Origin of the sequence: Flectobacillus roseus (assembly GCF_030056595.1) — a bacterium.
Taxonomy (GTDB): domain Bacteria; phylum Bacteroidota; class Bacteroidia; order Cytophagales; family Spirosomataceae; genus Flectobacillus; species Flectobacillus roseus.
Genome location: NZ_JASHIF010000018.1, coordinates 48,423 through 72,878 on the forward strand (window position 1 = coordinate 48,423; position 24,456 = coordinate 72,878).

Consider the following 24,456-nt stretch of genomic DNA (forward strand, 5'->3'; position numbering starts at 1 on the left):
AAGTAAGTTTATACCTTGACAATCATTTGTAGACGTAACATGTTACGTCTCTACGGTAGGGATTGGAATCCAGCACCAGCGAGAAATAAAATTTATTGGAGATTAAATAGAAGGGTTTTCAGAAATAATTTATACATTTCCAGACAAAATTATTTAAACACTTATTACAAATGAAAACACTACTTTCTGCCCTAGAGCTCACACTTGGTTTATCCCTCATTCAGTTGTTTGTTCTCCTATTTCCTTATCTTTTCTATCGCAAGAAGCAATTAAACATTATTCGAAAATTGCTATTTTTTACTTTTCGAGATTATTTATTTGCAACAATTTATCTATTTGTATTCACTTATTTAGCAAAACTATTTGACTGGTTTGAGGGAGATTGGACTATTCAAAATGCGCCTCTATTTATCATTGGCTTACTTATTATTAATGGGTACTTTTTTCTAGTTCATCCATTCGTTCTTAAATACGATAAGCGTAGGCTAACATTTAGCCCCGAATATTCAGCAACGTTATCTGAGAATTTACAGAAAAAAGTCTCGGTATATATCACCAATAATGATACTATCAATGCCTTTGCTACAGGCTTTTTGTCACAAAATAGAGTGATAGTGATGGGACGAGGTTTGATGGAAAAGCTGACACAAGAAGAACGAGAGGCAATCTTGTATCATGAGGTAGGGCATCATAAACACTACGATTTAATAAAGTTTTATTTTTTGGTGGTTTTACAATGTATTCTTTTGGGATGTTTCAGACAACCTTTCTTCGATTTAGTGCATCAATTTTATCCTTCATTCAATGATGGAAATCTTGTCTTTTGGTACGGAGGTTTAATAGGCTTGGTTTATGCAATTATATTCTCCAAAATAAGTCATTATGCAGAATATCAGGCTGATCAATATGGAGCACAGCATACTTCAAATCAGGCGATGGGAAATGCTCTTCTAAAACTCTCTGAACTGACAGAACATATTGTAGACCAAGGGAGTATGACACATCCCAGCATTGAAAAACGATTGGCTAATATTCAGTTTCAAGTGCTGCCAGCACCAGTATCGTAGAGACGTAGCACCGCTACGTCTATCAATCAGGTTTCTATTTTGACAATCATCTGGAGACGTAAGATGTTACGTCTCTACAGCAAGGATTGGAATCCTTGGAAAAAATAGGTGCTGGGTGTGAATCCAGCACCAGAAAATATCGTAGAGACGTAGCACTGCTAAGTCTAATCTATTATGTTTCTATGTAGATAATCATTTGTAGACGTAACAAGTTACGTCTCTACGGCAAGGATTGGAATCCTTGGAAAAAATGGGTGCTGGATAGGAATCCAGCACCAGCTAGCGAATTTTTACTGATTAAACCCCGCAGGAACTTCTGGGCTTGTTTGTATGGGTGTTTTGACATTTTTGAAATTGTTATCTCCCATCAAATAATTCGATGACTTTTCTCCTGAGACTTTCAAATATATATCAGACGATACTAAAGGGATATTTCCTTGGATAGAAACTTGTTGTAAGTTGTTGAAATCCAAGATAGGAACTCCCACATGTGGCTTATTCGTCAATACTTGTTTGATGCTGATTAGCTGACTGTTTTCGGCTTTGATGACAGCCCCTCTTTCGGTATTGACACGCACGTTGTCGAACTGGATATTTTTGGAGTTTTTAATGACAAAACCTGATTGAGTATCAAAATTGAGGTCTTGAAAACTGATGTCTTCAATAGGCAGTTCTTCAAGTCCATTTAGATAGCCTGCTTGATTTCCTTGTGCGGTGATATTGCTAAAATGAATATTGCGGAAAATAGGAGTGCGTTCAGAAATGGGCTCAACCGTCGTTTTGGCATATTGCATATCGAGTACAATAGCCTGTTCTTTGATGTTTTTCATCACGATATTGTCTACACGAATATCCTCAACCACGCCACCACGACCGCGTGCAGTTTTGATACGAATTCCTCTGTCTGTACCATCGAAAATGCAGTTCGAAATCACAATCTTTTTCACACCACCCGACATTTCACTGCCAATTACAACACCTCCATGTCCCGACAGCATCGTACAGTTAGTAATGGTATAATTTTCGGCAGGAATATTTCTTTTGCGCCCCGAACGATCTTTTCCAGATTTGATGGTAATGCAGTCATCTCCAACGCTAATATGGCAGTTGGAAATATGCACGTTGCTACAAGATTCGGGGTTGATGCCGTCTGTATTGGGAGAATGTGGGTTTTCGATGGTCACACCATGAATGGTTACATTGTCACAAAACTCAGGGTTGACTGTCCAGAAAGGAGAATTTTTTATCGTGATTCCTTCAATTTGTACATTTTTACAAAACATGGGTTGAATAAAAGGAGGACGCAAAAAACCTTTCTCTATCCAACCTGGAAGGTCTGGTGCCAATACATCTTTGTTGAGTCGTTTGAACTCCTCTTGCCATTTAGAAGTGGGAATGTTTTTGACATGAACTTCTGAGTAAGCCCACCATTTTTTGCCATGCCCGTCAACCAAGCCTCTTCCCTTAATGGCAATATTTTCGGCTTTGTAGGCATAAAATAGCGGTGAAAAATTAACGACATCTGTCCCTTCCCAGCGAGAAGGAACCATTGGAAGATAGGCGTCAAAATTATCAGTAAAATGTAGCTCTGCACCAGCATCGATGAAGATGGTAATATTACTTTTGAGTTCGATAGGACCTGTTTTATATTTGCCAGCGGGGAAATAGATGGTTCCTCCCCCTTGCTTGACAGCAGAAGCAATGGCTTTTTTGATTCCTTCTGTAGCGAGTTTGGAGCTATCATTTTTGACGCCAAATTTCAATACATTCAAATATACCTGCGCTTGCACGCTGATACCTAGCGCCAACAAGAGAAGTGTAAGACTGATATTTTTTTTCATGTTTTTCAAAAATAAAAAGATAATATTCTGTAGAGACGCAATGCTTGCGTCTCCTGTATTTGACATGAATCAGATGTAATATTTTACGGCTAAAACATTCTTTACAAAAGATACAAGCCTAGCATCTCTACGGATAAAAAGGACTAATACAATTCAAAAAGGTAATTTCCTGAACCTACTGATATCAAATATTTATTGCCTTGCTTTTCGGCTGGGATGATTTTACCATTTTGTTTAATGGTTTTTCCTAAATGTTGATCTACTAAAATTTTAGCATTTGTGTTGACAGGAACGCTTACGTTTAGAGTAAAGCGTTTGCTGGTTTTTTTCCAAAGGGTACTTATTTTTCCATAAGGTGATTCATAACTTCCTTCTGCTTGTGTGAGCTCTCCTACGACTTCTGGGGCGATAATTGTTTCTTTGAAGGCAACATCTCTTTCGCTTTGACGAATACCAGCCAAACCACTATACAACCATTCCATCAAATGCCCAAGCATAAAATGGTTATGAGAATTACCACCAGCTTGCCAAGATTCTGTAAGGGCGGTAGCCCCTTTTTTGAGCTGATAGCCATAGCCTGGCACATCAGAGCGATTATTCATGGCATAAATAATGTCGGAGCGTCCTTCTGATTCTAATACTCGCAAAACATATCGGTAGCCAATATCACCAGCTGTCAGGGCATAGTTACGTGTTTGAATGTCATCAATCAAATGTTGCAAAACGGCTTTACGATTTTCCGGCTCAACCAAATTCATAAACAAAGCCATGGCATTTGCCGTCTGGCTTCCTGAGGCATATTGCTGTGTTTCTGATTGGTAAAAAGTTTGATTAAAGGCTTTTTTGACTTCTTCGGCCATATCTGCATATTCCTGCGCATCGTCGCCATGACCTAAGATTTTAGCAATTTTTTCAGCAATTTGTAAATCATAATAGTAAATCGCTGTACCTGTTACACCAATGGGAGTGAGTTGGGATACCCCCGGAGGATTTGGCCCCAAATCATACCAGTCGCCCAAGCCTTGTGAGAGGATATGATTTTGAGCTTTGCTGGCGAGGTATTTCAAATAGCGTTGTATCATAGGATACGCTTCGTCCAGCACACGGGTATCGCCATACCAGAGGTACATATAGTAGGGAACAATAATGCTGCTACTGCCCCATTCTGGCGAGTCACGGAACATATCGCCACCCCATTCAAACTTGACATATTCGGGTGCAATCTCAGGAATTAAGCCATTCGGAAGTTGTGATAACTGCATATCTTTTACCGCCTTTTTGAACATCGGAGCTACATCATAGCGATAGCGAACCGAAGAACCCATCAAATGCACTTGTTCTAGCCAACCCAGTTTTTCACGATGTGGACAATCGGTAAATACCGACGTCATATTGCTTTTAATCGCCCAATCAATAAGCTGATGCGTTTGGTTGAAAAGTGTATCTGAGCTAGCAAACTGCCCGATAGTCGAGGCAGAATTACGAATATGCAATCCTTTTATGCTGATTACCTGTGTTTTAGCGTTAGATTCTGGCTTTGCACCTTTTACTTGCAAATATCGAAAACCATAATAACTAAAGCGTGGTTGCCATGTTTCGATGCCTTCGCCTTTAAGTACATAACTAAAAATATAGGGACTTCCAGAAGCTTTTTGGTTGACAGTGCCATCAGCATTGAGTAATTCTGAAGGTCGTACCCAAACTGTATCACCCTTGTTCCCTTTGACTTTTAGTTCGATAATACCAGAAGCATTTTGCCCTAAATCAAATACCCAATCGCCTGAGCCAACTTGTTTTTGTTGAATAGGTTGAAAAGATTCCATGATTTTGACTGGTTCGGTCAATTGTGGACTTAGCCTTGGCAAACCTTCTACCACAATGGCATTTCGCCATAAACTCTCATCAAAGTTGGGCATATCCCAGCCTTTTTGTTCCAGATTGGCATTATAGTCTTCGCCTCCGTAAATACTCGAAAAGGTGATCGGACTTGGAGCGGTTTTCCACGAATTATCCGTGTACAAATTTTGTTCAGAACCATCCTGAAATTCTACTTTCAAACGACAAATCATTTTTGGTAAACCAAACATACCTTTGAGTTTGCGATAGCGGCTTTTAACTGGTGGAATATAATAAAAGCCATTTCCGAGCATTACCCCAACGGTGTTTTTCCCTTCTTGTAATGATTTTGTTAAGTCAAATCCTACATACAGCACTTGCTTGTCGTACTTGGTCCATCCTGCATCCAGAAAGTTGTCACCTACTTTTTTACCATTTAAACTCAACTCAAAATGTCCTAATCCTGAGATGAACATGGTTGCTCGTTTAACCTTTTTCTTTACCGTAAAATCTTTACGAAACATTGGTAAGATATTGTTTTTGAGAATCTTATCTTTTTGTCCGTCGGTTGGTAAAATATTTACCAAACTATCTGCCAAACGCTCGTAGGCAATCCATTGGGCATTTCGCCAATCGCCTGCGGTGAAAAGTCCCATTTGCCAAGTAGCGACTTCACTCCAAGCTGAGGAGCGACCCTGATTATCCCAAACCTTTACTTTCCAGTAATATACTTGTGTAGCTTCCAGCGTTTTACCATCAAATTCAACTTGGATAGACTGGTCTGAAGAGATTTTGCCAGAATCCCAAATATTGGCTTTGTTGGGTTGTAATAACTCAGGCGAATCGGCTACTAAAATTTGATAGGACGTTTGCTTGACGTTATACCCACCCGACTGAATTTTCCAACTCAAGCGTGGTTTGCGAATATCAATGCCGATAGGGTTTTGGAGATATTCACAACGCAAGTCATAAAGCGACAAATTTTGTGCATTGCTCCGAAAGCTCAAGCACAAAATTTGAAGTAAGCATAAAAGGAAGAATTTTAGAGTTTTGTAGTTTAATTTAGGGTTTTTCATAAAAATTGAATCTGAAGTTATAGAGGGAACAGGCACAAAGGCGCAAAGTGTAAATTGAATCTGAAAATACTATGTGCCTTTGTGCCTGTTCCCTTTGTCACTTTTCTACTGCTGATACTTCACTTCGATGGTTTGTCCTTTGGGAATACTTAATTCATACCATTGATTTCCAACGGATTGAATCGATCCTTGAGCGCAAGTTGGGGTAGTTTGACTTTTAAATTTAAGTTTTCCAACGCCATCATTTGTACCAGTTATTTTGATAGATTCTTTGCTACAATACAATTTGACATCTCCTTTGGGGGTTGGAACGCTTCCTTCCATCCAAGCCAAACCACCTAGCTCAGGAGTAATCTCATATTGCTCATAAGCTGGACTTGTTGGTTTTACACCTAAATAGTATTTTCCTAGTAAATAAATAGGACTTGCTCCCCAAGCATGACAAAGACTTTTTCCGAACGGACGACCATACATGGCGTAATGCTCAGCTCCTGATTTTGCTGGATTATATTCTTCCCAGAAAGAGGTCGCTCCAAGTTTGAGCATACCACCCCAATAGGATTTCATTTCGTCTAAAACGAATTTTTGTTCACCTAAAGCACACAACGCTTCTAGTTCGTAAAAACGCATATACGGCGTGGTGATTTTTTGAATGTTATCATTTAACAAAACATGATTTTTGATTCCTTGTTTTTTGGCATCATCCAAATAATTGAAGAAAATCGCAAACATATTGCTATATCTGGTTACGTTATCGGTTTGTTTTCCATCTACTTGGCTATGCACAAAAGCGTGTTTGTTTTCATTCCAATAGGTGTTAAAAAACTTCGCTTTTAGCTCTTCGCCTATTTGTTTGTAGCGAGTTGCCCCTTTTGTATCATCAGCAATATTGGCGCAGAGAGTCATGGTTTCGAGACTACGAGTAAGCAGTAGCTGCTCAAAACTTACAGCTCCTTTTTTGCTCAAACCTTCTGCCCAGTCGATAAATACCCAATCACCCGAAAGCCCTTCCATCATACCATCTTTGTTACGACGACTTAGACAATACTCCATCAAGGTTTGCATACGAGGGTAAAACTGCTGGATAAAAGTCTTATCTCCTGTATAAAGATAGTAGTCGTAAATGCCTAAAAACCAATAGAATGTATAATCCATAATGGTGTTGATATGGCTAGTCACAGGGTCTTTTCCTCGCAAAGCCAAAAGCGTACGCGTAACGGCAGGCGAATCAAAGAATGAATAGTAGTTCATCAAATAACTCTGGTAGGCATCACCCGACCAAATCCAGCGGTCACGTTTGATACCATCTATGAAAAACTCACGCGTATTGAGCTGAAACGTGTATTTGGCTACGTCATAAATCTGATTAATTTGCTCGTCTGAACAGCGAAAGCTACCACGCTCTTTCTCAGGCATATACTCATACAACATGGATACTTCCTTGAAGGATACGGCTGGCGATTTTTTGATAAAAATATATCGAAAAGCCTTCGTCAACTCCATCGTCGAATCTTTTGCAATGTCTTGATTGATAGTGAGTTGGTCGAGTGTTTCACAGTGCTCTGTATCCAATGCTTCTTCTTTGGATTCTCCATAGAAAATCTCAACTTTCCCTATTCCTTTCAATCCTTTGAGTTGAACAAAGCCAAATGTTTCTTTGCCAAAATCTATAATCATTCCCTCTTTTAGCGTTTCCACTTTCACAGGTTTTTGTGTTTTGGTAGCCAAGCTAAATTTGGAAGGCGCTTGTGCTGGCGTATTAAAATTCCAAGAACCAGCATTGAGCCATGTTGTACCAGATTGGTCAGAAGCTTTTCCTGTTTCGTCAATCCATTCCTTGTCTTCAAAAGTTACTAGCCAAGAGTTGTCAGAAACGACATTTTTTCCTTGAATAAAAATAGCAGGAACACGGTCTTGGCAAAATACTTTCAGGCTCAACTTGTGTTTTCCTGCGGGCATTGTGATTTTTTTGGGATAACCAGTAATGGCTTTTCCATCAATCTTAACATTGTATTGTCCTTCTACAAAAATCGAGACTTCTTCTGGGGCATTGAGCGTGAATGATTTATGAAAATCAATCAAGTTATAATGACTATCTAATTTCCAGAAAGGTGGGAAAAACACACCACGTTCGGTACGGCGGTTTTGCATTTTGTTACCCAGCCAAATTTCGAAATCTCCCGGATACCAAATCCAAGTAGCTTGTTGCGCAAGACTTAGCCCTGCACTAAACAACCAAAGTCCCAAAATGAGCTGGGACTGTAAAAGGCTTTTGTAGAAAAAACGTTTCATGTACGTATTGAGGTTTGGGGCGAAAATTCTCGCTTTTGAAATGGTTGTTTTAACTAAAAAACAGATATAATGAAACCATCACGACCACTAAGGCTGTCCAAAGGGTGATTACTCTGGTGCTTGGTTTAAATTCTTGACTAGATTCTTCTTTTTCAGAAAGATAGATTATAGGATTTTTGTCAGTGATAGAAATAATCACGGCAGCAAATGCTAAAAAGGCAAAAATGAAAAAGGATAATAAGAGATAATGCGGCCAAAAACTGTATTTGTCAGGCGTAAAAACCCATAAATACAATACACCAACGCCAAGACTAAAAGCAGAACCATAAGATAAAATGGCGTTTACGGCTTTTTGTGTCATGGCTTTCCAGAAAACGGTTAGTAAGAATACGACAGAAAGTGGCGGTGCAATAAAGCCCAAAACCGACTGAAATACATCAAACAGATTGAGCCCTTTAATGGAATCAATGGCCAATGCCATCAATACGGCAAATACGCAACCTGCTAGTACCGTTAAGCGACCGACTTTGATAATTTGTTCGTTGCTGGCCGTTGGATTAATTTTTTTGACATAAACATCCATCGTAAAAACAGTACTCAGTGAGTTGAGCGACGAACCAATCGTTCCGACCAATACCGCAATCAACACAACAATGACCAACCCATTTAATCCCGCAGGAAACAAATTGGTTACCATGGTCATATATGCCATTGAGGGGTTAGTAAGGTTAGGGAAAAGAATATGGCAAATAACACCTGTTAGGATAAATAGCGGTAGAGATAAGATTTTTAACCAAGCGATAAAGTTTACACCCAATTGACCTTGTTCGAGGGTTCTTGCTCCTAAAACTGATTGCACCATAGCTTGATCAGTACAGAAAAATGCAATAGCTGATACAGGATAACCCAACAAAATAGCAGGCCAAGGGTATTTGGTATCGTTGGCAGGGTGAATTAATGTCCAGAAATCTGCTGGCACTTGGTGATACATATTTGAGATACCTCCAACTTTTTGTAATCCTAAGATAGTGAGCGTAGTAGAGACTCCAATCAAAAGAATCATTTGAAAAACATTCACCTTTGCAATAGCTTTGAGACCGCCCATATAGGCAAAGAGCCCCGCAAACAGCACCAAGACAATTACCGCAGGAGCCATTGGAACGCCTAAAATTTGTCGAACTAAAAAACCTCCAGAAAACAAACCGAGCGATAACCAAGAAATCAAAATTTTGATGAGGGCATACCATGCTAAGATGTTTTGGGTAGAATCTCCATAACGCTTACCCATAAACTCTGGCATAGTGGATACTTTCGAGGCAATGTATTTTGGGGCAAAAACAATGGCTAGCAAAAACAAGAATACAAAGGCATACCACTCAAAGTTTACTGCCACAATACCTGTGCTATAACCAATACTCGCAAATGCCAAAAGCATGGAAGGTCCCACATTTGTTCCCCACATATTAAAACCGATACTATACCAATCCAGTGATTTATTGGCTAGAAATAGTGTTTCGTCAGTATTTTTTTTGCGACTTGCACGATAGCCAATGACCAACAATATAATTAGATATATGCCCACAATGGTATAATCAAGCCAAGTGAGTTTTTCTGCTAGAGGTGAAAGCATAGTTAGGGTTTTGTATTAAAATGAGAGGGAATAAGTTATGTTAAGAAATATTCAAAATTTTGTAAAGAGTTGCGAAGAGGACTAAATTTCTCTTCGCAACACCTTACTTTTCTTGTCTTGACACAAGAAAAGTAACAAAAGAAAGTCAAGAAATCCTAAACTCGCCTGCGGCTCAAACAGTAGGATTTCAAAACTTCATAAACTTTTCATTTCTAATATTTTATGAAGATTAATGTGCACTAAAAGCTGACATCACTAATAGGTCCGTTTAGATATTAAACTTTCAATCCGTGTCGAGTGTCTCACTCGGCAACTTGCGTCAGTTAAGCGCTTTATAATCATTTATGCTATTTTAAGTCTTTCTACGCTAGCATTTGCTGTCGCCAGTAGGTCAGTGAGACACTGACCTTGGATGCAAAGTTCAATTCGTGTCGAAAGGAACACTGACCGAGGATACATTTTGCCTAATGCTTAAAGCTTACAGCTTCTAGATATTAAAGCTTACTTTTTTGAGTTTCTTGGACTTGCCAATGAGTTTGCCGTCGGCGAAAACTTGTAGTCCTTTGCCTTTGTTGTACTTTTTACCAGTTTCGTCCCAAAGGATTGTGATGAGTTTTCCATGATAGGAAATATTTTCTAGACAAAACCAAGCCCATTGTTTACTAGAAATCAAAGGACTGATTTCTAGTACTTGGTCTTCACGAGGTTTTAATCCTATTAAATCGCTGATAATCAAGTCTGCATAAGCAGAGTGGTTATAGAACTTACTTCTTGGATTGTCGCCTTTGAGCCATTCCCCATTTTTCTCATCTTGATATTCGCCTAAGTAAAGCTTGCCATTCATTTGATGCGAAAAGGCATATTTCTTTAGTTCGTCATAAAAAATCTGAGGGGTCATATTGCCTTTATGTTTGTAATTATTGAGCAAATTGGACAGCGCCTTCAACGTCTGTGTAGTAGCATAGGGCCAGAGTGGTCCGTCCCATTCGCAACCATGTCCTGAACCATGTGTACGAAACAAAGGGTGGCGACGCTCAGCGGTGGTAATACCCCATTTTGCTTTAAAACCCAAAGTATCGGTAAGCTGGCTCCATTGTTTGGCATAATTTGGCTTATCTTCTGGCAAATTAAAATACCAAGGAATAAAACCAATAGCTTCGCGAGCATCGGAGAATGCTTTTGTTTTCTCTAATTTTACCTTAAAAAAAGAGGCCTTGCTATCCCAAAGCGTATCTTCAACGGCTTTTCTGAGGAAATTGGCTTTTTCTGTAAAAATCTTTTGTGTGTTTGCATCGCCCAATAATTCTGCCATTCTGGCCAAAGATTTTGCGTTGGCATACATATAGCTATTGATAGTTGGACGAATATTTTTATCTTTTCTTCCCCCACTAATAGACTCTTCCATGGCATCTTTTACGTCAAATTGGTAGAACATTCCGTTGGATAATTGGCGTTCTTCTTCCCATTTTTTATAATCCGCTACGAGCGTGTGAATGTTTTTTTCTAGAAAAGATTTATCCAGATTGACTAAATAACGTTGATACACAGCATCATCAATCCAGCTACTAAAGGCATGGAAACGCTGTACATTGTGTTTGGGATCGACATACAGCCAAAAGCGAATATAATCGTCGGTATATTGCTGATTACGAAGCCAACGAGTTTCGTAAATATGATGCCCCAAGGCACTACTGATGGCATTGTGCTTACCAGCGTGATTTACTTTGGTGATAAATTCAGTAAAAATAAAGCCATCAGGCGTTTGCTTGAGGTGCTTGCGTAATGCCCACCAACGATAATAGTATATCTCCTGAATCAATGAGTCGGGGCAATCCAATAAAGGAATATTTTGCGCTAACCAATTATATGATTGTGCATTCGGAATAAAATTAATAACAGCTTCTTCCTTATCTAGCGCATTGTAGCGCTCAACTGCCGTGGCTAAGGTTTTGGTTCCAACAAAATCGGTCTTCTGAGCCACACTCCCATACCCCAGAAGAATACAGCCCCAAAGGCTTAATATTTTTTTTATGTACATAATTTCTTAATTGTGAATGATGAGTTGTGAGTGATGAATGGTTATTTTATTCATCACTCATCACTCACAACTCATCATTCATCACTATTCTACCGTCCAGTCTATATTTTTTTGATTACCTGCAAAACCTGCGTCGAAGATTTTTATTTCTTGCGAGCCATCTACGAATCCAAGAACTAAACATACTCCTTTGGCAAGGCTTAGTGTGTGCGTTCCTGCCTCGAAAGAGAAGGTATGGATATTGACAGGAGGCCAATCGCCTAGCAACATTGCATTGGTAATCTTACTTTCTGCTTGTCCGAAGTTATTGGCGCTGGCATCAATTTCAAGTTGTGGTTTTGGAAGAAAATCACTTTTCTTCGCATCATAAATCCCTATCTTTTCATTGAAATAGCCTACCAAAACTTTCACAGGTTTGTCCGTTTTAAAAGTTATTTGAGTGCCCTTAGTAATCTGTGTTTTTTTAGACAAAACAATACCAGAAAGGTTTTTTAGTTCAGGTGCTATACCTTGAATCACAATGCTGGTATCGCTAAAAACTTTTTGATTGCTCGCTAAAGGATAGGTTGTTAAGCTGGCATCATCAAGTTGTACCTGAGCGGGTTTGAGATATTGAATAGCTTTTACGCCCTTACCAGAACTTTGCTTCAACGAATCAATAACAGTATGTAATCTCGTTACTTCTTTTTGAAAAACGGGTAGCATTTCTTTCCAATGAATGAAAGTCGCATCGACACCACGCATCGGGATTTTGCGCTGTTTGGTTTGCATACTGTTAGCATACAAATAGGTGTCTTTTGTCAATTCAACCAGTTTGCTGTAGTGCTCAACGCTACGTTCTAAATGTGGTAATGCCTTTTCCAAATCACTAATTTGATTTGAATATTTATAACGAACTAAGTCCAGCGCGGCATAAACCTTTTCTGAAAAAAACTGCGCCATAGCATTGTAGCAATGAACATCATTTTGCAAACGCTTGAATTCAGCCGTATTTTTAGTGACATTTTTAGCAATTTTATCAATCGCTTCTTGTGCTTTTCGTCCATGAAGTACTACTTCATCGGCTACCTGTACAGGCGTTTCGCCGATGTGTTTTTGACCTTTCCAATCTTTCTCTGCATACTCAATAATCATCTCACCTTCAGGTGCTTCTGATTCATATAGCATCGTAAATAAGCCATAACGATAAGGATTAATCAATTGAGTCATCAACATTCCTAAGGTTAGCGTCTGACGATTACCGTCGGTGATACCGTATCTGCGTAAAAGCTTGGGCGCAATTTCTCCAGTTTCGTTGTAGGCATCCAAAATTCCTTGTGCTTGGTTTGTAGCTAAACCATATTCTTTTCCGAGATAGGATTTCCAAAACTGTTGTTCTTCTATCGCAGGACGATTGGCTCTCCAAGCATATCTTGCCCATGTTTTGTACCACATGGCATCTCGGTCGATTTGCAAAAGTCTTTCGGACGTTTTGTCTGCGGTATATGGCCAATCCCAGTAAGAAGCTTGCGGATATAAGTGCAGTCCATTAGCGCCATAAACGTTGTGCATGGCTTGTACACACTTCTGGATAAAGTCAGGCGAACTGTATCTGAATGGTTCGAGATTTGACAAAAGATGCACATTTTCGATATGTACTGTACCAATTTGGCTTAGTTTACGGTGCAATTCTGCCCATGAACCCCTTGGTGTATAGGTTGTTAGGGCTTCTCCATTGTATTTTGCCATCGTGTACAAATTTTTGTACATTGGTAAGGCTTCCTTCATGACCCTTGGTGCATCCGTATCATGCGCACGAAGCACAATGGGCGGTTCTGTTGTTTTACCCAAAGCTTTCAGACCATCTTGCACACCTGGAATAATGGTTTTGGTAAACCAATCAACATCATCCTGTCCTACTCCTTCCATGGCTTCGCCCAAGGTGATTAATAAACCAACATTAGGGTATTTTTCTACAAAAGCAGCAATAGACTTACGTGTATAATCTGCTATCAATGGAACAATCGGGCGATTACGGTCTTGGGTTTTGATTTTGTGATGCTCGGCAAAAGGCTTTGACACGATGATATTATAAAACATCTGAATGACCCAAATACCTCTTTTGTCTGCTTCCTCTGTCAAGAAACGATACATTTCTTCATTTTTCTTGAAAGTAGCATCGTCAACCTCTACGGCATAAGGGTATTCTTTTACTCGAACCAATGACGCAAAAGGATGTCCGTTCCAGATATAAAGTGAGTTATAACGGTTTTCGACCATCATATCTAAGTATCTAATCCAGAGTTTTTTATCATAAAACCAAGGGAAATCTTTTTCTGTATAAGGATATTCATATACTTCTCTGTCAGGCAAAAGTGTGGGTTTTTGCATACCTACACAAGTACCACGAAGTACCATTTCGGGTTGGTCTTGATACACCAAGGTTTGCGGAACTGCTTTTTGCCGCTTAATTCTTTCAGCTAATTCCAAACAACCATACAGCACGCCAGATTTATCAAAACCTATAACCTGTAAAGGAGTTTGAGCAGATTTATATAAACGAAAACTTTCCTTTTTGGATAATGTATTGCTATTGTTTAGGGCTTGCTGAGTACCAATCCAGATTTGGGCTTTGGACGTGTTGGCGTTGGTATAAACTTTATAGCCAATGCTTTCGAGCACCGCTTGAAGTTTGTTGACACCATAGGCAATACGTGGATTAGTTTGCTGGGGAACTTGCAAATAAATAGTTTTGGCCCCGCCTTCCTTAGAGAAAGTACTTGCCAAAACATTGGATACATATAGGAAGAGGCAACAGAATACCAGTGAAATTTTGTACATAACTTATAGTCCTGAATCTGAGAGCTTTTGATTCGTCCGAAATGTATTTTGATAAGATATTGGCGTGATGCTCAATAAATCTTGTATTTTTTTCGGAATAAATCAGATTTAACACATACAAAGGTATATGCTTAGAAGGGTCAGACTATCTACCATTTTCTCTGAAAATTATAGGATATTTGCATAGGGAGAGTTCTTGCTAAATTAGCAAAACGATACGAACTATCCTTTATTTAGTGATTGAGCGGTTGAGTGATTTAGTGATTATTTTCAAAATGATTTTTACCAAAAAAACAAAATATCCTGACTGAAATTTCTAGAGAAGCAGAATATTGTCAAATAATAAATAATCACTCATCCACTCAATCACAAATCACTAAATAACTCGTCTCATTTTATTGAAATATCTTTTTCAAATAAGCTGTATTGGCGCTGTAATTTCCTTTGACATCTTTGGGTTTGCTAGCATCTCTTGAGCGTTCGATAATCAGCCAGCCCGACCATTTCATTTTGTCCAAAGTCCTTTTGACCTTGAGCATATCTATTTCAGGGTCTTTTTCTAGCCAAACACCATCTTTATTGGTGGCATGAATCATGCAAATGCGGTTTTTTCCTAAAATTTTTAACTCTTTATACAAGTCACGACCTTCTTTCAAAGGATTTGAAAAGTTAAAATAAATCTGAATGGCTGGAGAACCGATTTCTTTGAGTAAAGCCACTTCCTCTTTGGCACTTAATGCTGTTTCGATGCCGATTACCACGCCTGCTTCTTCTGCCATTTTTCCAGCAACTTTTAATCTGCTAACAACCGAATCACGAATAGATGGGTCTTTTTTTAAGTCACATTGTACCCCAAGAGGCAAAAATGCCACTTTTACATTCATGGCTTTCATCGTTTTGATACAATCTCGAATAGATTGCTGGTACTCTTCTCGACCACAAAAGGATTGAGCATAATAGCCTGTCATGGCTAATGAACATATTTCAAGTTTTAATTCGTTGGCCTTATCCATAAAAACCTGACGAATAGAATCGTTGGCGAGTTGGTTTTCAAAAGTAGGTCTTTTCCCCAAACCACCCATATCCAATTCTAATCCATCTGCGCCAATCTGTTGCGTAAGCGTAATGGCTCCCAACTTTTGTCGTTTCAACAACATAAGGTCAATCAGCCCCACTTTATAGCGAGCCGTTTGTGCTAGTCCTTGACTAGCAAGCATTAATAATATCAATAAAAAACGCATAAAGTAGTTGTGAATTGTGAGTGATGAGTTGTGAATTGTCCTTTGTCCTTGCCTAAAATATTTTGATATTTTTCAACACTAGGAAAATTAGCTCACTTTGTGCCTCTTTGCCTTTGCCCCTCTGCCACTATTTTGTAAACATCTTCTCAATTACTTCAAAATCCTTCACAGCATTGGTAGGAAGCTTTTCGCCTTTTTCGCCAAAAACATATAGTGCTGGGAAAGGCTCAATCGTAATACCTGTTTCGACGATATTTCCTGTTGTATCCTTAATTTTTAGAAGATCTAGACCCAATTCTTTTGCCATAAAGCCATACATTGCTTTACGTTTATTAGCTCCATAATCATGTCCCTCGCTTGGAAAGTGGGCATTTTGAACTTTATTAGAAGCATGGTATAAATCATAAATTCGTTGTACAAATGGAAATTCGGTTTGTGGGACAAACTGTGTCCAATCTTTTCCATCCGATATAATCATTTGTGCTCTTGGAGCTGCCATGGAGGCTATTTCTACGTTGTTAGTACCTTCTCCGCACAAATGCACACCCATGCCACTTTCGCAAGGACAACCCCCACTGTGATACGAGGACATCATGGCTACGGGAACACTTACTTTGATACGGTCGTCGATAGCAGTTAATAACATCGTTTGACTACCCCCGCCAGAAGCGCCCGTAATGCCTACACGCGTAGGATCGGCATCTTTGAGGGTTAGTAACCAATCCAGAATACGCATTCCATTGAGCATTTGAATCGTTTGAGCATGGCTACGACGGTGGTCTTCAGATTTGAACTGTAAGGTAGATTCGCCCCAAGCAAAAAGGTCGTAACTAAAAGCCATAGCGCCCATTTTGGCTAAAGCCGCACATCTATACTGACAATCGGCACGATAACGACCATCACCAAAATGTCCGTCAGGATTCAGAATAACGGGAATTTTACCTTTTGATTTTAAAGGACGATACAAAGAGCCACTTACATAAACCCCTGGCAAAGTTTCGATAGCTATATTTTCAACCGTGTAGCCATCCATGATTCGTTTGGAGGTTATAATAGCTTGAGACTGAGGTTTGGCTGGCGCTTTTGCTATCTCGAGTGCTTGCCAAATGCAGTTTTTTAAATTGGTTTTACGTAATTCCCAAGAAGTAATATCTGGTGAAAGCGTAGACAGATAGTTTAATTGCAGTTTGCCTTCTTCTGGAGTTTTGAGGTGATATTGAAAAGCCTGTAACTTATATTTCCCCTCTCCCTCTTTGGTAAAAGTAATATCCTGCGAGTCCATAACGTGATGGAGCGTTGTTTCCAAATCAGGTCTAAAACGCCATTCGGCATAGGTAACCTGTTTATCAGCCACTAAGGCTTCAGGATAGCGTATTTTCACTTTAAAACGAGATTCAATCGTCGATATAACCTCTTTTAAAGGTTTTTTAAACGCCTGATCTGCCGTCTGTGCTTGTGTAAAAAAGCAAGAAGTTAGTAAAGTGATAGTGATGAGGATATTTTTCATAAGTTTTTAGGGTTGAGGGTACAGGGGATAGGCAAGGAGTAAAAAAAATAAACTCTTTGCCTATTGCCTAACCCCTATCCCCTATTTTAAAAAATCAAAATACAAAACCATTTCAACAGCTCTTTTAGGCTCTTTTTCGTAGTCATAAAAGACGTGTTTCATACTCATAGGACCTGTGTTGTCAGCTCTGTTAGTTTTAGAACCAATAGCCGAAATACCTTGCATGAAGGAAATATCACCACTAGGGAAATTAATCACATAGTTTTGATAGGAATCAGTTTTGAAGGCAGGACTAAACAGTCTAAAAAAAACATCTTCTGTCTCAGTGACAACGGTAAAAGGCTGACCTTTGGTAATAAACTTACACCAATACATATTGGAATGGTATCCTTTAAATTCTGGATACACAAAAGGTATTTCACCTGTTTCGGTAGTATTATAATCTTTCTTCCAAATGTCAAATTGATTTCCTTTCAAACGATTTTTCCATACTCGGTATGGACCATTTCCTAAATACTCTACACCTTTAATTTCAGATTCTGGAAAAGAAAAGTTAAGTCCAAAATAATTTGTCAAATAGGCTGCTGGAAAATATTTAACTTTCAATTTTACCCAACCAGATGGATAAATAGTCCATTGTAGCGTGTTGAAAGCCTCTTTTTTATCGTAAGTTGATTCAATGATTAAATTTTCTCCCTCAAAACGAGTAGTGATATTATTAAAATTGGTACTTCCTTCTTGGACAATTGGACCATTGTTGAATGGAATAGCACCTTTTTCTGTTAATACCGATTTTAATAAACCTGATTTTTTAGAAAAACCAATCGTCAAACCATTCGATTTTACGACAAACAAAGAATCTTGCTCTTGAAGTGTAGGCTTGGTACTTCCCGAGGTTTGGACAATTGCCTGCGCCATTGTTTTTGGCAAGGTGATTTTAAAGCTCCAAGTGAAAATTTCTTTCCCAAAAGGATCAAAAGCGCTCACATACAAAACATCATACTCCTGCCAATTGCGAGGTAGCTGCTGACAAGCTACAGTTCCCTTTTCTAAGGGTTTTAAGTTAGGAGAAAGAGCTTTACCTGAAAGTTCTGGCAACTGGTGTAATCCTAAAGATTTGACTTTCCAAGTAAAACGACACTGATTGGTATTGGTAAAATGATAGCGATTTTCGATAGTAAATTTTCCATCAAAATCCGAGGTAATTTCTTTTGCCTCAAACTTGATTGGACTCCAAACTTCTTTGATGGTAAAATAACTTTCTTCCTTTTCACGATATGGTCCTACGATGCCATCCGCAGCACGATTGCCGTCGGTATCGAGGATGCCGTTTTTATCAGTTCTGACAATACCTTGGTCAACAAAATCCCAAAGGAAACCACCTGCACAAAGTGGTGTTGCCCACATATGCTCCCAGTAATCTTCCAGACCAGCCCCGTGTCCGCCGTCATACATCCCATGCAAAAATTCGGTAGGCATGACAATACTATGTCCGTGGTCATAATTGCCAATACCATAGTTATAATCGCGATAATGCTGTGTGTCAAATCCTGCAAAATCTTCCCATGCGTGAATTACAGGACGTTTTTGTAAATCTTTTTGAGGAAAAATTGGGTCTAATTCGTAATTATGACCACCTTCATTTCCATTAATCCAAAAAATCACAGAAGGGTGATTTTCATCGTGTTCCATCAACTCTTCGAGACGTTTTGTGCCTGTTGGTGTATCATAATTGCCATGCCAGCCCGCCAGTTCATCCATTACAAACAAACCCAAGGAATCACAAGTATCCAGAAAATGGTCATCTGGAGGATAATGCGACATACGAACGGCGTTCATGTTCATGTCTTTCATCAATTGCACGTCGAGTAAGCTTACTGCCTTTGAGGTGGTACGTCCTGAAGTTGGCCAAAACGAGTGACGATTAACCCCTTTGAATTTTACTTTTGTACCATTGACATATACGCCATCACGCAATTTTACTTCGACAGTACGGAAGCCAATTTTCTTTTCAACTACGTGAACCGCTTTTCCGTTGTGTAATAAACTTACAATCAACTTATAGCGATTAGGTGTTTCAGAAGTCCAAAGTTGAATATTTTGATAAAGCTTTTCAAGGGTTAGTTCAGACTGACCAGCTTTGAGATTTGCTTGAATCGGCGTACCAACTTTTTGACCATTTAAGGTATGTAATTGTGCTGATAAAGTAAGGCTTGTATTATTGGAAGTAGTACGAATCATTGCCTTTAAATTACCATTAGCTTTGGCATCAACCGATACACGAGTAATATGCTGAATAGGTAAAACCTCTATATAAACTGGACGAAAAATTCCACCAAAAATCCAGAAATCACCTTTACGCTCAGCCTCATTAACTGACTGATTTGCAGAGTGCTTACTTACAGTTACTTCCAATAAATTCTCAGCGCCATAGTTGAGTAATTGCGTAATGGAATATTTGAAAGCATAATACGCTCCTTGATGAATTTCACCAGCAGATTTTCCATTGATTTTTACTTCAGCATCGGTCATAACTCCCTCAAAAACAAGGTTTAATGCTTTGCCTTGCCATGACTTAGGTGCTTGGAAACGGTATTTATAAAGTCCCTTTTCTTTACCTCTTGAACTATCTTTGGCGAAGCCATAATTATATTTTCCAAAACCCTGTAACTCCCAGTTGGAAGGCACAGGAATATTGGTCCATTTGCCAGCATTACGACCTTCGGTACAGAAAAAATCCCATGAAACAGTTTGATCGTTCCCTTTTCCAGAAAGATAAACTCTTTGGGTTTCTTGGGCGTACAATGCCTTAAAACTCGACAGTAAGAATAGAAAAAGTAAAATTCTTTTGGTCATGATTGTTTTTGATGAGTGGACAAAAGCACCAAGAATCAAAGGAGTAATACAAACCTTTATTGCCTCTGTGCCTTATCCCTGTTCACTACTATTACTTTACACTGGTAAATGGTCTTGCAGGAAGTCCTTCTTTGTTGAAAAAATTAGGTTCTGCATCCTCTTGCCATGCAAATCGAACGGCTTTAGGTTCGGGGACTTTTTCGGAAAAAACTTCCACATGATTTCCTATAATGGAGGCTTTCGCCTCGTAAAATTTCCCATCTGTCCCTGCTACACTAAAATAGCTTAAGTCTTTTCCATCCTTGCTTTGCAAACCACTGCCTACAGATTCAAAATTTAAAATGGCTTTATGATTTTTGATTTTCATTTTTTTGAAAATGGGTCCAGAGGCAACTAAATCTTTTTTCCCGTAATCATGCTTCAAAGCCAAAAGTGCCAAACGTTTCCCGATTTCCCATTTGTACCAAGGGTGAATATTGGTCAAAGTATCTGCCAAATCGGTGGTAGTTATAAAGTCAGCGTACTTTACTCTTTGAGCTACATTGGCTTGAGCTTGCCAAAAAGTAGGAAGGGTTTCTTTGTCCAAAACGATTTTTCCTGTGCTTTTTGAGTAGAGATAAGGGACTAATTGCACATAGTAAAAAGGCATTTTATCGTCTTTCCAAGCTTTTCTCCAACTGCTAATCAGCGTTTCCATTTTGTTGGTATATTGTACCGAATCTTTCAAGAAACAATTACTTTCGCCCTGATACCACAAAAATCCTTTCATGACAAATGACTCTAAAGGACGAATCATAGGATTATAAAACTTTGCTGGCTCACCTTCTACTTTTTTTCCTTTAAAATAGGGAGAACTAGCAAAAGCTTCTTCCGAAATCCAAGGTTCGATTCTGCTACCTGGGATAGCCGACGAAATCATGCCAATGGGTACGCCCGTTTGCTGATGAACTTCCTTTGCAAAAAAGTACGCGACAGCCGAAAAAGAACGCAAGGCGGAGTCTTGTGCGATACTCCACCCTTTGTGTTGTGGATCAGGTTTCACTAATTCTTTTCTGTTGACTAAAAAAATACGAATGAGTGGATTTTTAGCTATATCTAATTCGTCAACAGGATTGGGGTCTGGGAGATTAGGGCGCTTCACTTTACTGTTTTTTCGCATGGTATATTCCATGTTCGATTGACCAGAGCATAGCCATACTTCCCCTACTAAGATATTTTTGAGCGTAATAACTTCTTTACCTTCAATTCTTAAATCTTGTGGAATATTTGAGGCAGGTAATGCTTTGAGCCATACTTGCCAATTTCCTTCAGCATCTGTTGTTGTTTTGGCGGATTGTCCTGAAAATTGGACATTGATTTGTTCCCCAACAGAGGCTTTTCCCCAAATATGGATAGGTTTCTTTTGTTGCAAAACCATGTTGTGCCCTAAAATTCGGGGTAAGACAATTTGTGCTTTTACCGAAAAAATCGAGCAAAAACTAAGTACTAATAGAATATGTAATTTGATTTTTTTCATAAAAACTTCAATAGTTTTAAGCTAAATCACCTCTAACTAATCCAAAATAGTTTGCTGCGCCTACTTGACCGCCTTTGACATTAACTTCTAAGCCATCAATGGCTTTATTGGAAGAATAAACCCGACAAAGTGGTGCTCCTTTTACCACTGGTGCAATCATTTCTAATGCTTCTATTTCAAGTGCACGTGCGGCATAACTCGACGTATCGCCACCTGCAATCAACAAACGGGTAAGATGCGTTGATTCGATGACTTTTTTAGCAATCAATCCCAGTGCTGAACCCAGTTTTTCAGAAGACAAAGGAATACTTTCCTGTAAACCTCCTTGGGTATGAATCATAACAGATTTTCCGTTTTCGATATGAATAATAGCCTGATCAATATAGGATTGTAAGATATTTTCAGACAGTTCTTCCTGTGAAATTAGTGGCGCATCAACGATGATTTCGATAAAATCATGTTGCTTTGCCCAATCAATCTGTGCACTTGTTACGGGTGAGCAACTTCCTGAAATCACCAACAAAGTGTCAACTTTTTGGAGTGATTGCCAAGTATTTTTAGGTGAAAAAACACCTTGCTGATTCCAATAGGAACCCAAAGCCATTTCGATACCAGACGAACCAATTGAAAATAAGGTTTGGTTTTGTTCTATCGCTTTTGATTCTAAGAATGTTCCGATGGTCAGTAAATGTTCCTCATTGACAGCATCGATAAACAAAGCTTTTTTGCCTGCTGAAACTTGTTCTGTTTGCGCTTTTGCTAGGGTATCGGCTTCAACTTGTAAAATATCGAGCAAACCAATTTCTACAGAAGTTTGTCTGCCTAAGTGCAAACGTAAATCGGCTTCGTCGGCTGGTGTTACGGGGTGCTTGCTCATGGAAGGATGGCGATCGAGGCGATGGATATGTCCATCACTTCCGATTCCCATACGAGCAAAGAGATTTCCAAAAACAGAATATCGACCCAAAGATGGCGCTGCAACTAAAATGGGTGTCCATTGGTTTCTGAATTGCGCCAAGCCCAATTCAAGCACCAAGCCGATATTTCCAATTTCAGGAGAAGAGTCAAAAGTGGAACAAACCTTGTAATGTAAATGCTTCGTTTGAAGTTTAGCTAAAGCATCAAAGGCCGTTTGAAGCTCCTCTTTCATGGCTTCTTTTCCTAAAGATCTTGTTCTTCCTGCTATGCCAAGAGCTTGTAAATGAGGGAATTGTTGTAATTTTTCCTTTGTCGGAACTTCGAAAAACAACATCGTCTGCATTCCTGCACGAGATAAAAACTCTAGGGCATCGGTCGAACCCGTAAAATCGTCGCCATAATAGGCGATGGATAATTGAGGTGTTTGCATGATTATTTACTTTCTAAAACTAACACCCAATCATTGCCATTTTTAGGTTCTTGAGGCGCATCAAAAGTTTGGATACCTGTATTTTCGATTTCACCAATAGTTTGGTATGTGCCAGTACGTGGGTCATACCATTGAGCTTTTACCGTTTTTCCTGCAATTTTACCCATGTTTACCTTGAAAGTACGTCCTGTGTAGGTGTACAAAAACGCATAATTTTTACCACGAGTAGCTACAACATATTCATACTTTTGTCCATTATCAGCCACTAAACTTTGGTCTGGTATTCTTTCAAAAAACGGTTTAGATAATAGCAGAGTTTTCAAATGTTTCATTTGGAAAGAACCAGGCTTAGCCATTCCTTCATACCAATATTCTTGCGGACCAAATGAGGTATCATCGTATTTTGGACGGTGCATTTGCATGACCGAATTTTGTCCATAAGTATAGCCAAATGCCCCTGCAAAAACTGACCAATAGCCATAACGACGCACATCAGCGTCTGTCCAACGAGGTTGGGTTACATCATGCAAGCCGTAAGGGATACCTTCATAAGAAGGCTCTCCGTCGATAACGGGTTTGGTTGGTTTGAGTTGATAATCCGCTTGGATATAGCGCCAATTGTCTTCGCCATAATGCCATTTTTCTTTGGCAGACGTATCTTGCGCATAAGTACGGTGACCCGATTGTACCATATTAAAATCTAACCAAGTATCTTTATGGAACCACTCCGAAGAAGAAGTACGTCCACGCGGGTGATAGGTAATCAAATGATTTTTGTCGATGGTACGAATGGTTTTTCCGAAAATATCCCATACATTTTTACCTGTACTTCCTTGAATATCACCACCGTTTAACCAAATGATATTGGAGTAATTTTTGTAACGATTGGCTAAAAATGTTGCATAAACCTTTGCTCGCTCAGGAGTTACTTTTTTGTCTTTCACATTGCCTCCCCACAAAGGCACAAAGCCAATATAAATGCCCTTTTTCTCAGCGGTATGAATGACAAAATCTACATGATCCCAAAAGTCATAGGCTTCATTGTCAGATATATCTGACCCTTTGGTTACTTTTGGTTTAGCGATATTGCCTCCTACTAATGCCGAATCTCCATAAATGTTTACTACTTTCAGAGTATGCAAGCCCATGGCTTGAATGACATTAAAGCCCTTTTGACGACGATCTTCTAAGTAGGTTTCTACTTCTTCTCTTGTAAGTTTTGAGAACAATAGCCAGCCCGTATCACCGAGCCAGAAGAATGGTTTCCCGTCTTTGGTGGCTAAGTATCTTTTATTTTCAGAAACTTTCAAAGCAGGAACTTGTGCCTTAGTGATATTTCCTGTGATTAGAAGTAAGCCTACTAGAAAGGCCAAAAATCCTTTTTTCAT

13 protein-coding genes are annotated in these 24,456 nt (G+C 39.1%); 1 reads left to right on the forward strand and 12 read right to left on the reverse strand.

Annotated elements, in window-relative coordinates:
• The first annotated feature begins 170 nt into the window (after positions 1-170).
• On the forward strand, positions 171-1,067 hold the full coding sequence (locus QM524_RS18265; protein WP_283345659.1) for a M48 family metallopeptidase: 897 nt from the start codon (positions 171-173) through the stop codon (positions 1,065-1,067).
• 290 nt (positions 1,068-1,357) lie between these two features.
• On the opposite strand, the gene QM524_RS18270 is transcribed toward QM524_RS18265, so the two are convergent.
• From QM524_RS18270 to QM524_RS18325, 12 genes are all read right to left on the reverse strand, one after another.
• Positions 1,358-2,908, reverse strand: coding sequence for a glycoside hydrolase family 28 protein (locus QM524_RS18270; protein WP_283345660.1), 1,551 nt, complete (start codon positions 2,906-2,908; stop codon positions 1,358-1,360).
• A gap of 143 nt (positions 2,909-3,051) precedes the next feature.
• Positions 3,052-5,820, reverse strand: a complete 2,769-nt coding sequence (locus QM524_RS18275; protein WP_283345661.1) for a family 78 glycoside hydrolase catalytic domain — start codon at positions 5,818-5,820, stop codon at positions 3,052-3,054.
• 105 nt (positions 5,821-5,925) lie between these two features.
• The gene (locus QM524_RS18280; RefSeq protein WP_283345662.1) at positions 5,926-8,112 is read right to left on the reverse strand and encodes an alpha-L-rhamnosidase-related protein; all 2,187 of its coding nucleotides are present in this window, start codon (positions 8,110-8,112) and stop codon (positions 5,926-5,928) included.
• A 49-nt stretch (positions 8,113-8,161) separates the two neighbouring features.
• A complete protein-coding gene (locus QM524_RS18285; RefSeq protein WP_283345663.1) occupies positions 8,162-9,742 on the reverse strand; it encodes a sodium:solute symporter family transporter in 1,581 nt (526 codons plus the stop codon).
• A 487-nt stretch (positions 9,743-10,229) separates the two neighbouring features.
• Positions 10,230-11,780: an MGH1-like glycoside hydrolase domain-containing protein gene (locus QM524_RS18290; RefSeq protein WP_283345664.1), complete on the reverse strand. Its 1,551-nt coding sequence runs from the start codon at positions 11,778-11,780 to the stop codon at positions 10,230-10,232.
• A gap of 84 nt (positions 11,781-11,864) precedes the next feature.
• The gene (locus QM524_RS18295) at positions 11,865-14,600 is read right to left on the reverse strand and encodes an alpha-d-galacturonidase (protein ID WP_283345665.1); all 2,736 of its coding nucleotides are present in this window, start codon (positions 14,598-14,600) and stop codon (positions 11,865-11,867) included.
• A gap of 395 nt (positions 14,601-14,995) precedes the next feature.
• Positions 14,996-15,841 carry a sugar phosphate isomerase/epimerase family protein gene (locus QM524_RS18300; RefSeq protein WP_283345666.1) on the reverse strand — a complete coding sequence of 282 codons (846 nt, stop codon included), beginning with the start codon at positions 15,839-15,841 and terminating at the stop codon, positions 14,996-14,998.
• Positions 15,842-15,968: 127 nt separating this feature from the next.
• Positions 15,969-17,348, reverse strand: a complete 1,380-nt coding sequence (locus tag QM524_RS18305) for an alpha/beta hydrolase family protein (protein ID WP_283345667.1) — start codon at positions 17,346-17,348, stop codon at positions 15,969-15,971.
• Between the two features lie 81 nt (positions 17,349-17,429).
• Positions 17,430-20,204, reverse strand: coding sequence for a glycoside hydrolase family 2 TIM barrel-domain containing protein (locus QM524_RS18310; protein WP_283345668.1), 2,775 nt, complete (start codon positions 20,202-20,204; stop codon positions 17,430-17,432).
• Positions 20,205-20,295: 91 nt separating this feature from the next.
• Positions 20,296-21,720, reverse strand: coding sequence for a sialate O-acetylesterase (locus QM524_RS18315; RefSeq protein WP_283345669.1), 1,425 nt, complete (start codon positions 21,718-21,720; stop codon positions 20,296-20,298).
• 16 nt (positions 21,721-21,736) lie between these two features.
• Positions 21,737-23,068: a four-carbon acid sugar kinase family protein gene (locus tag QM524_RS18320; RefSeq protein WP_283345670.1), complete on the reverse strand. Its 1,332-nt coding sequence runs from the start codon at positions 23,066-23,068 to the stop codon at positions 21,737-21,739.
• A gap of 2 nt (positions 23,069-23,070) precedes the next feature.
• Positions 23,071-24,456, reverse strand: coding sequence for a glycoside hydrolase family 140 protein (locus QM524_RS18325; protein ID WP_283345671.1), 1,386 nt, complete (start codon positions 24,454-24,456; stop codon positions 23,071-23,073).

Bases quoted from the DNA above. Each gene is read 5' to 3' on its own strand.
- QM524_RS18265 (WP_283345659.1), top strand. From the start codon at position 171: ATGAAAACACTACTTTCTGCCCTAGAGCTCACACTTGGTTTATCCCTC.
- QM524_RS18280 (WP_283345662.1), bottom strand. From the start codon at position 8,112: ATGAAACGTTTTTTCTACAAAAGCCTTTTACAGTCCCAGCTCATTTTG.
- QM524_RS18295 (WP_283345665.1), bottom strand. From the start codon at position 14,600: ATGTACAAAATTTCACTGGTATTCTGTTGCCTCTTCCTATATGTATCC.
- QM524_RS18305 (WP_283345667.1), bottom strand. From the start codon at position 17,348: ATGAAAAATATCCTCATCACTATCACTTTACTAACTTCTTGCTTTTTT.
- QM524_RS18270 (WP_283345660.1), bottom strand. From the start codon at position 2,908: ATGAAAAAAAATATCAGTCTTACACTTCTCTTGTTGGCGCTAGGTATC.
- QM524_RS18325 (WP_283345671.1), bottom strand. From the start codon at position 24,456: ATGAAAAAAGGATTTTTGGCCTTTCTAGTAGGCTTACTTCTAATCACA.
- QM524_RS18290 (WP_283345664.1), bottom strand. From the start codon at position 11,780: ATGTACATAAAAAAAATATTAAGCCTTTGGGGCTGTATTCTTCTGGGG.
- QM524_RS18285 (WP_283345663.1), bottom strand. From the start codon at position 9,742: ATGCTTTCACCTCTAGCAGAAAAACTCACTTGGCTTGATTATACCATT.
- QM524_RS18315 (WP_283345669.1), bottom strand. From the start codon at position 21,720: ATGAAAAAAATCAAATTACATATTCTATTAGTACTTAGTTTTTGCTCG.
- QM524_RS18320 (WP_283345670.1), bottom strand. From the start codon at position 23,068: ATGCAAACACCTCAATTATCCATCGCCTATTATGGCGACGATTTTACG.
- QM524_RS18275 (WP_283345661.1), bottom strand. From the start codon at position 5,820: ATGAAAAACCCTAAATTAAACTACAAAACTCTAAAATTCTTCCTTTTA.
- QM524_RS18300 (WP_283345666.1), bottom strand. From the start codon at position 15,841: ATGCGTTTTTTATTGATATTATTAATGCTTGCTAGTCAAGGACTAGCA.
- QM524_RS18310 (WP_283345668.1), bottom strand. From the start codon at position 20,204: ATGACCAAAAGAATTTTACTTTTTCTATTCTTACTGTCGAGTTTTAAG.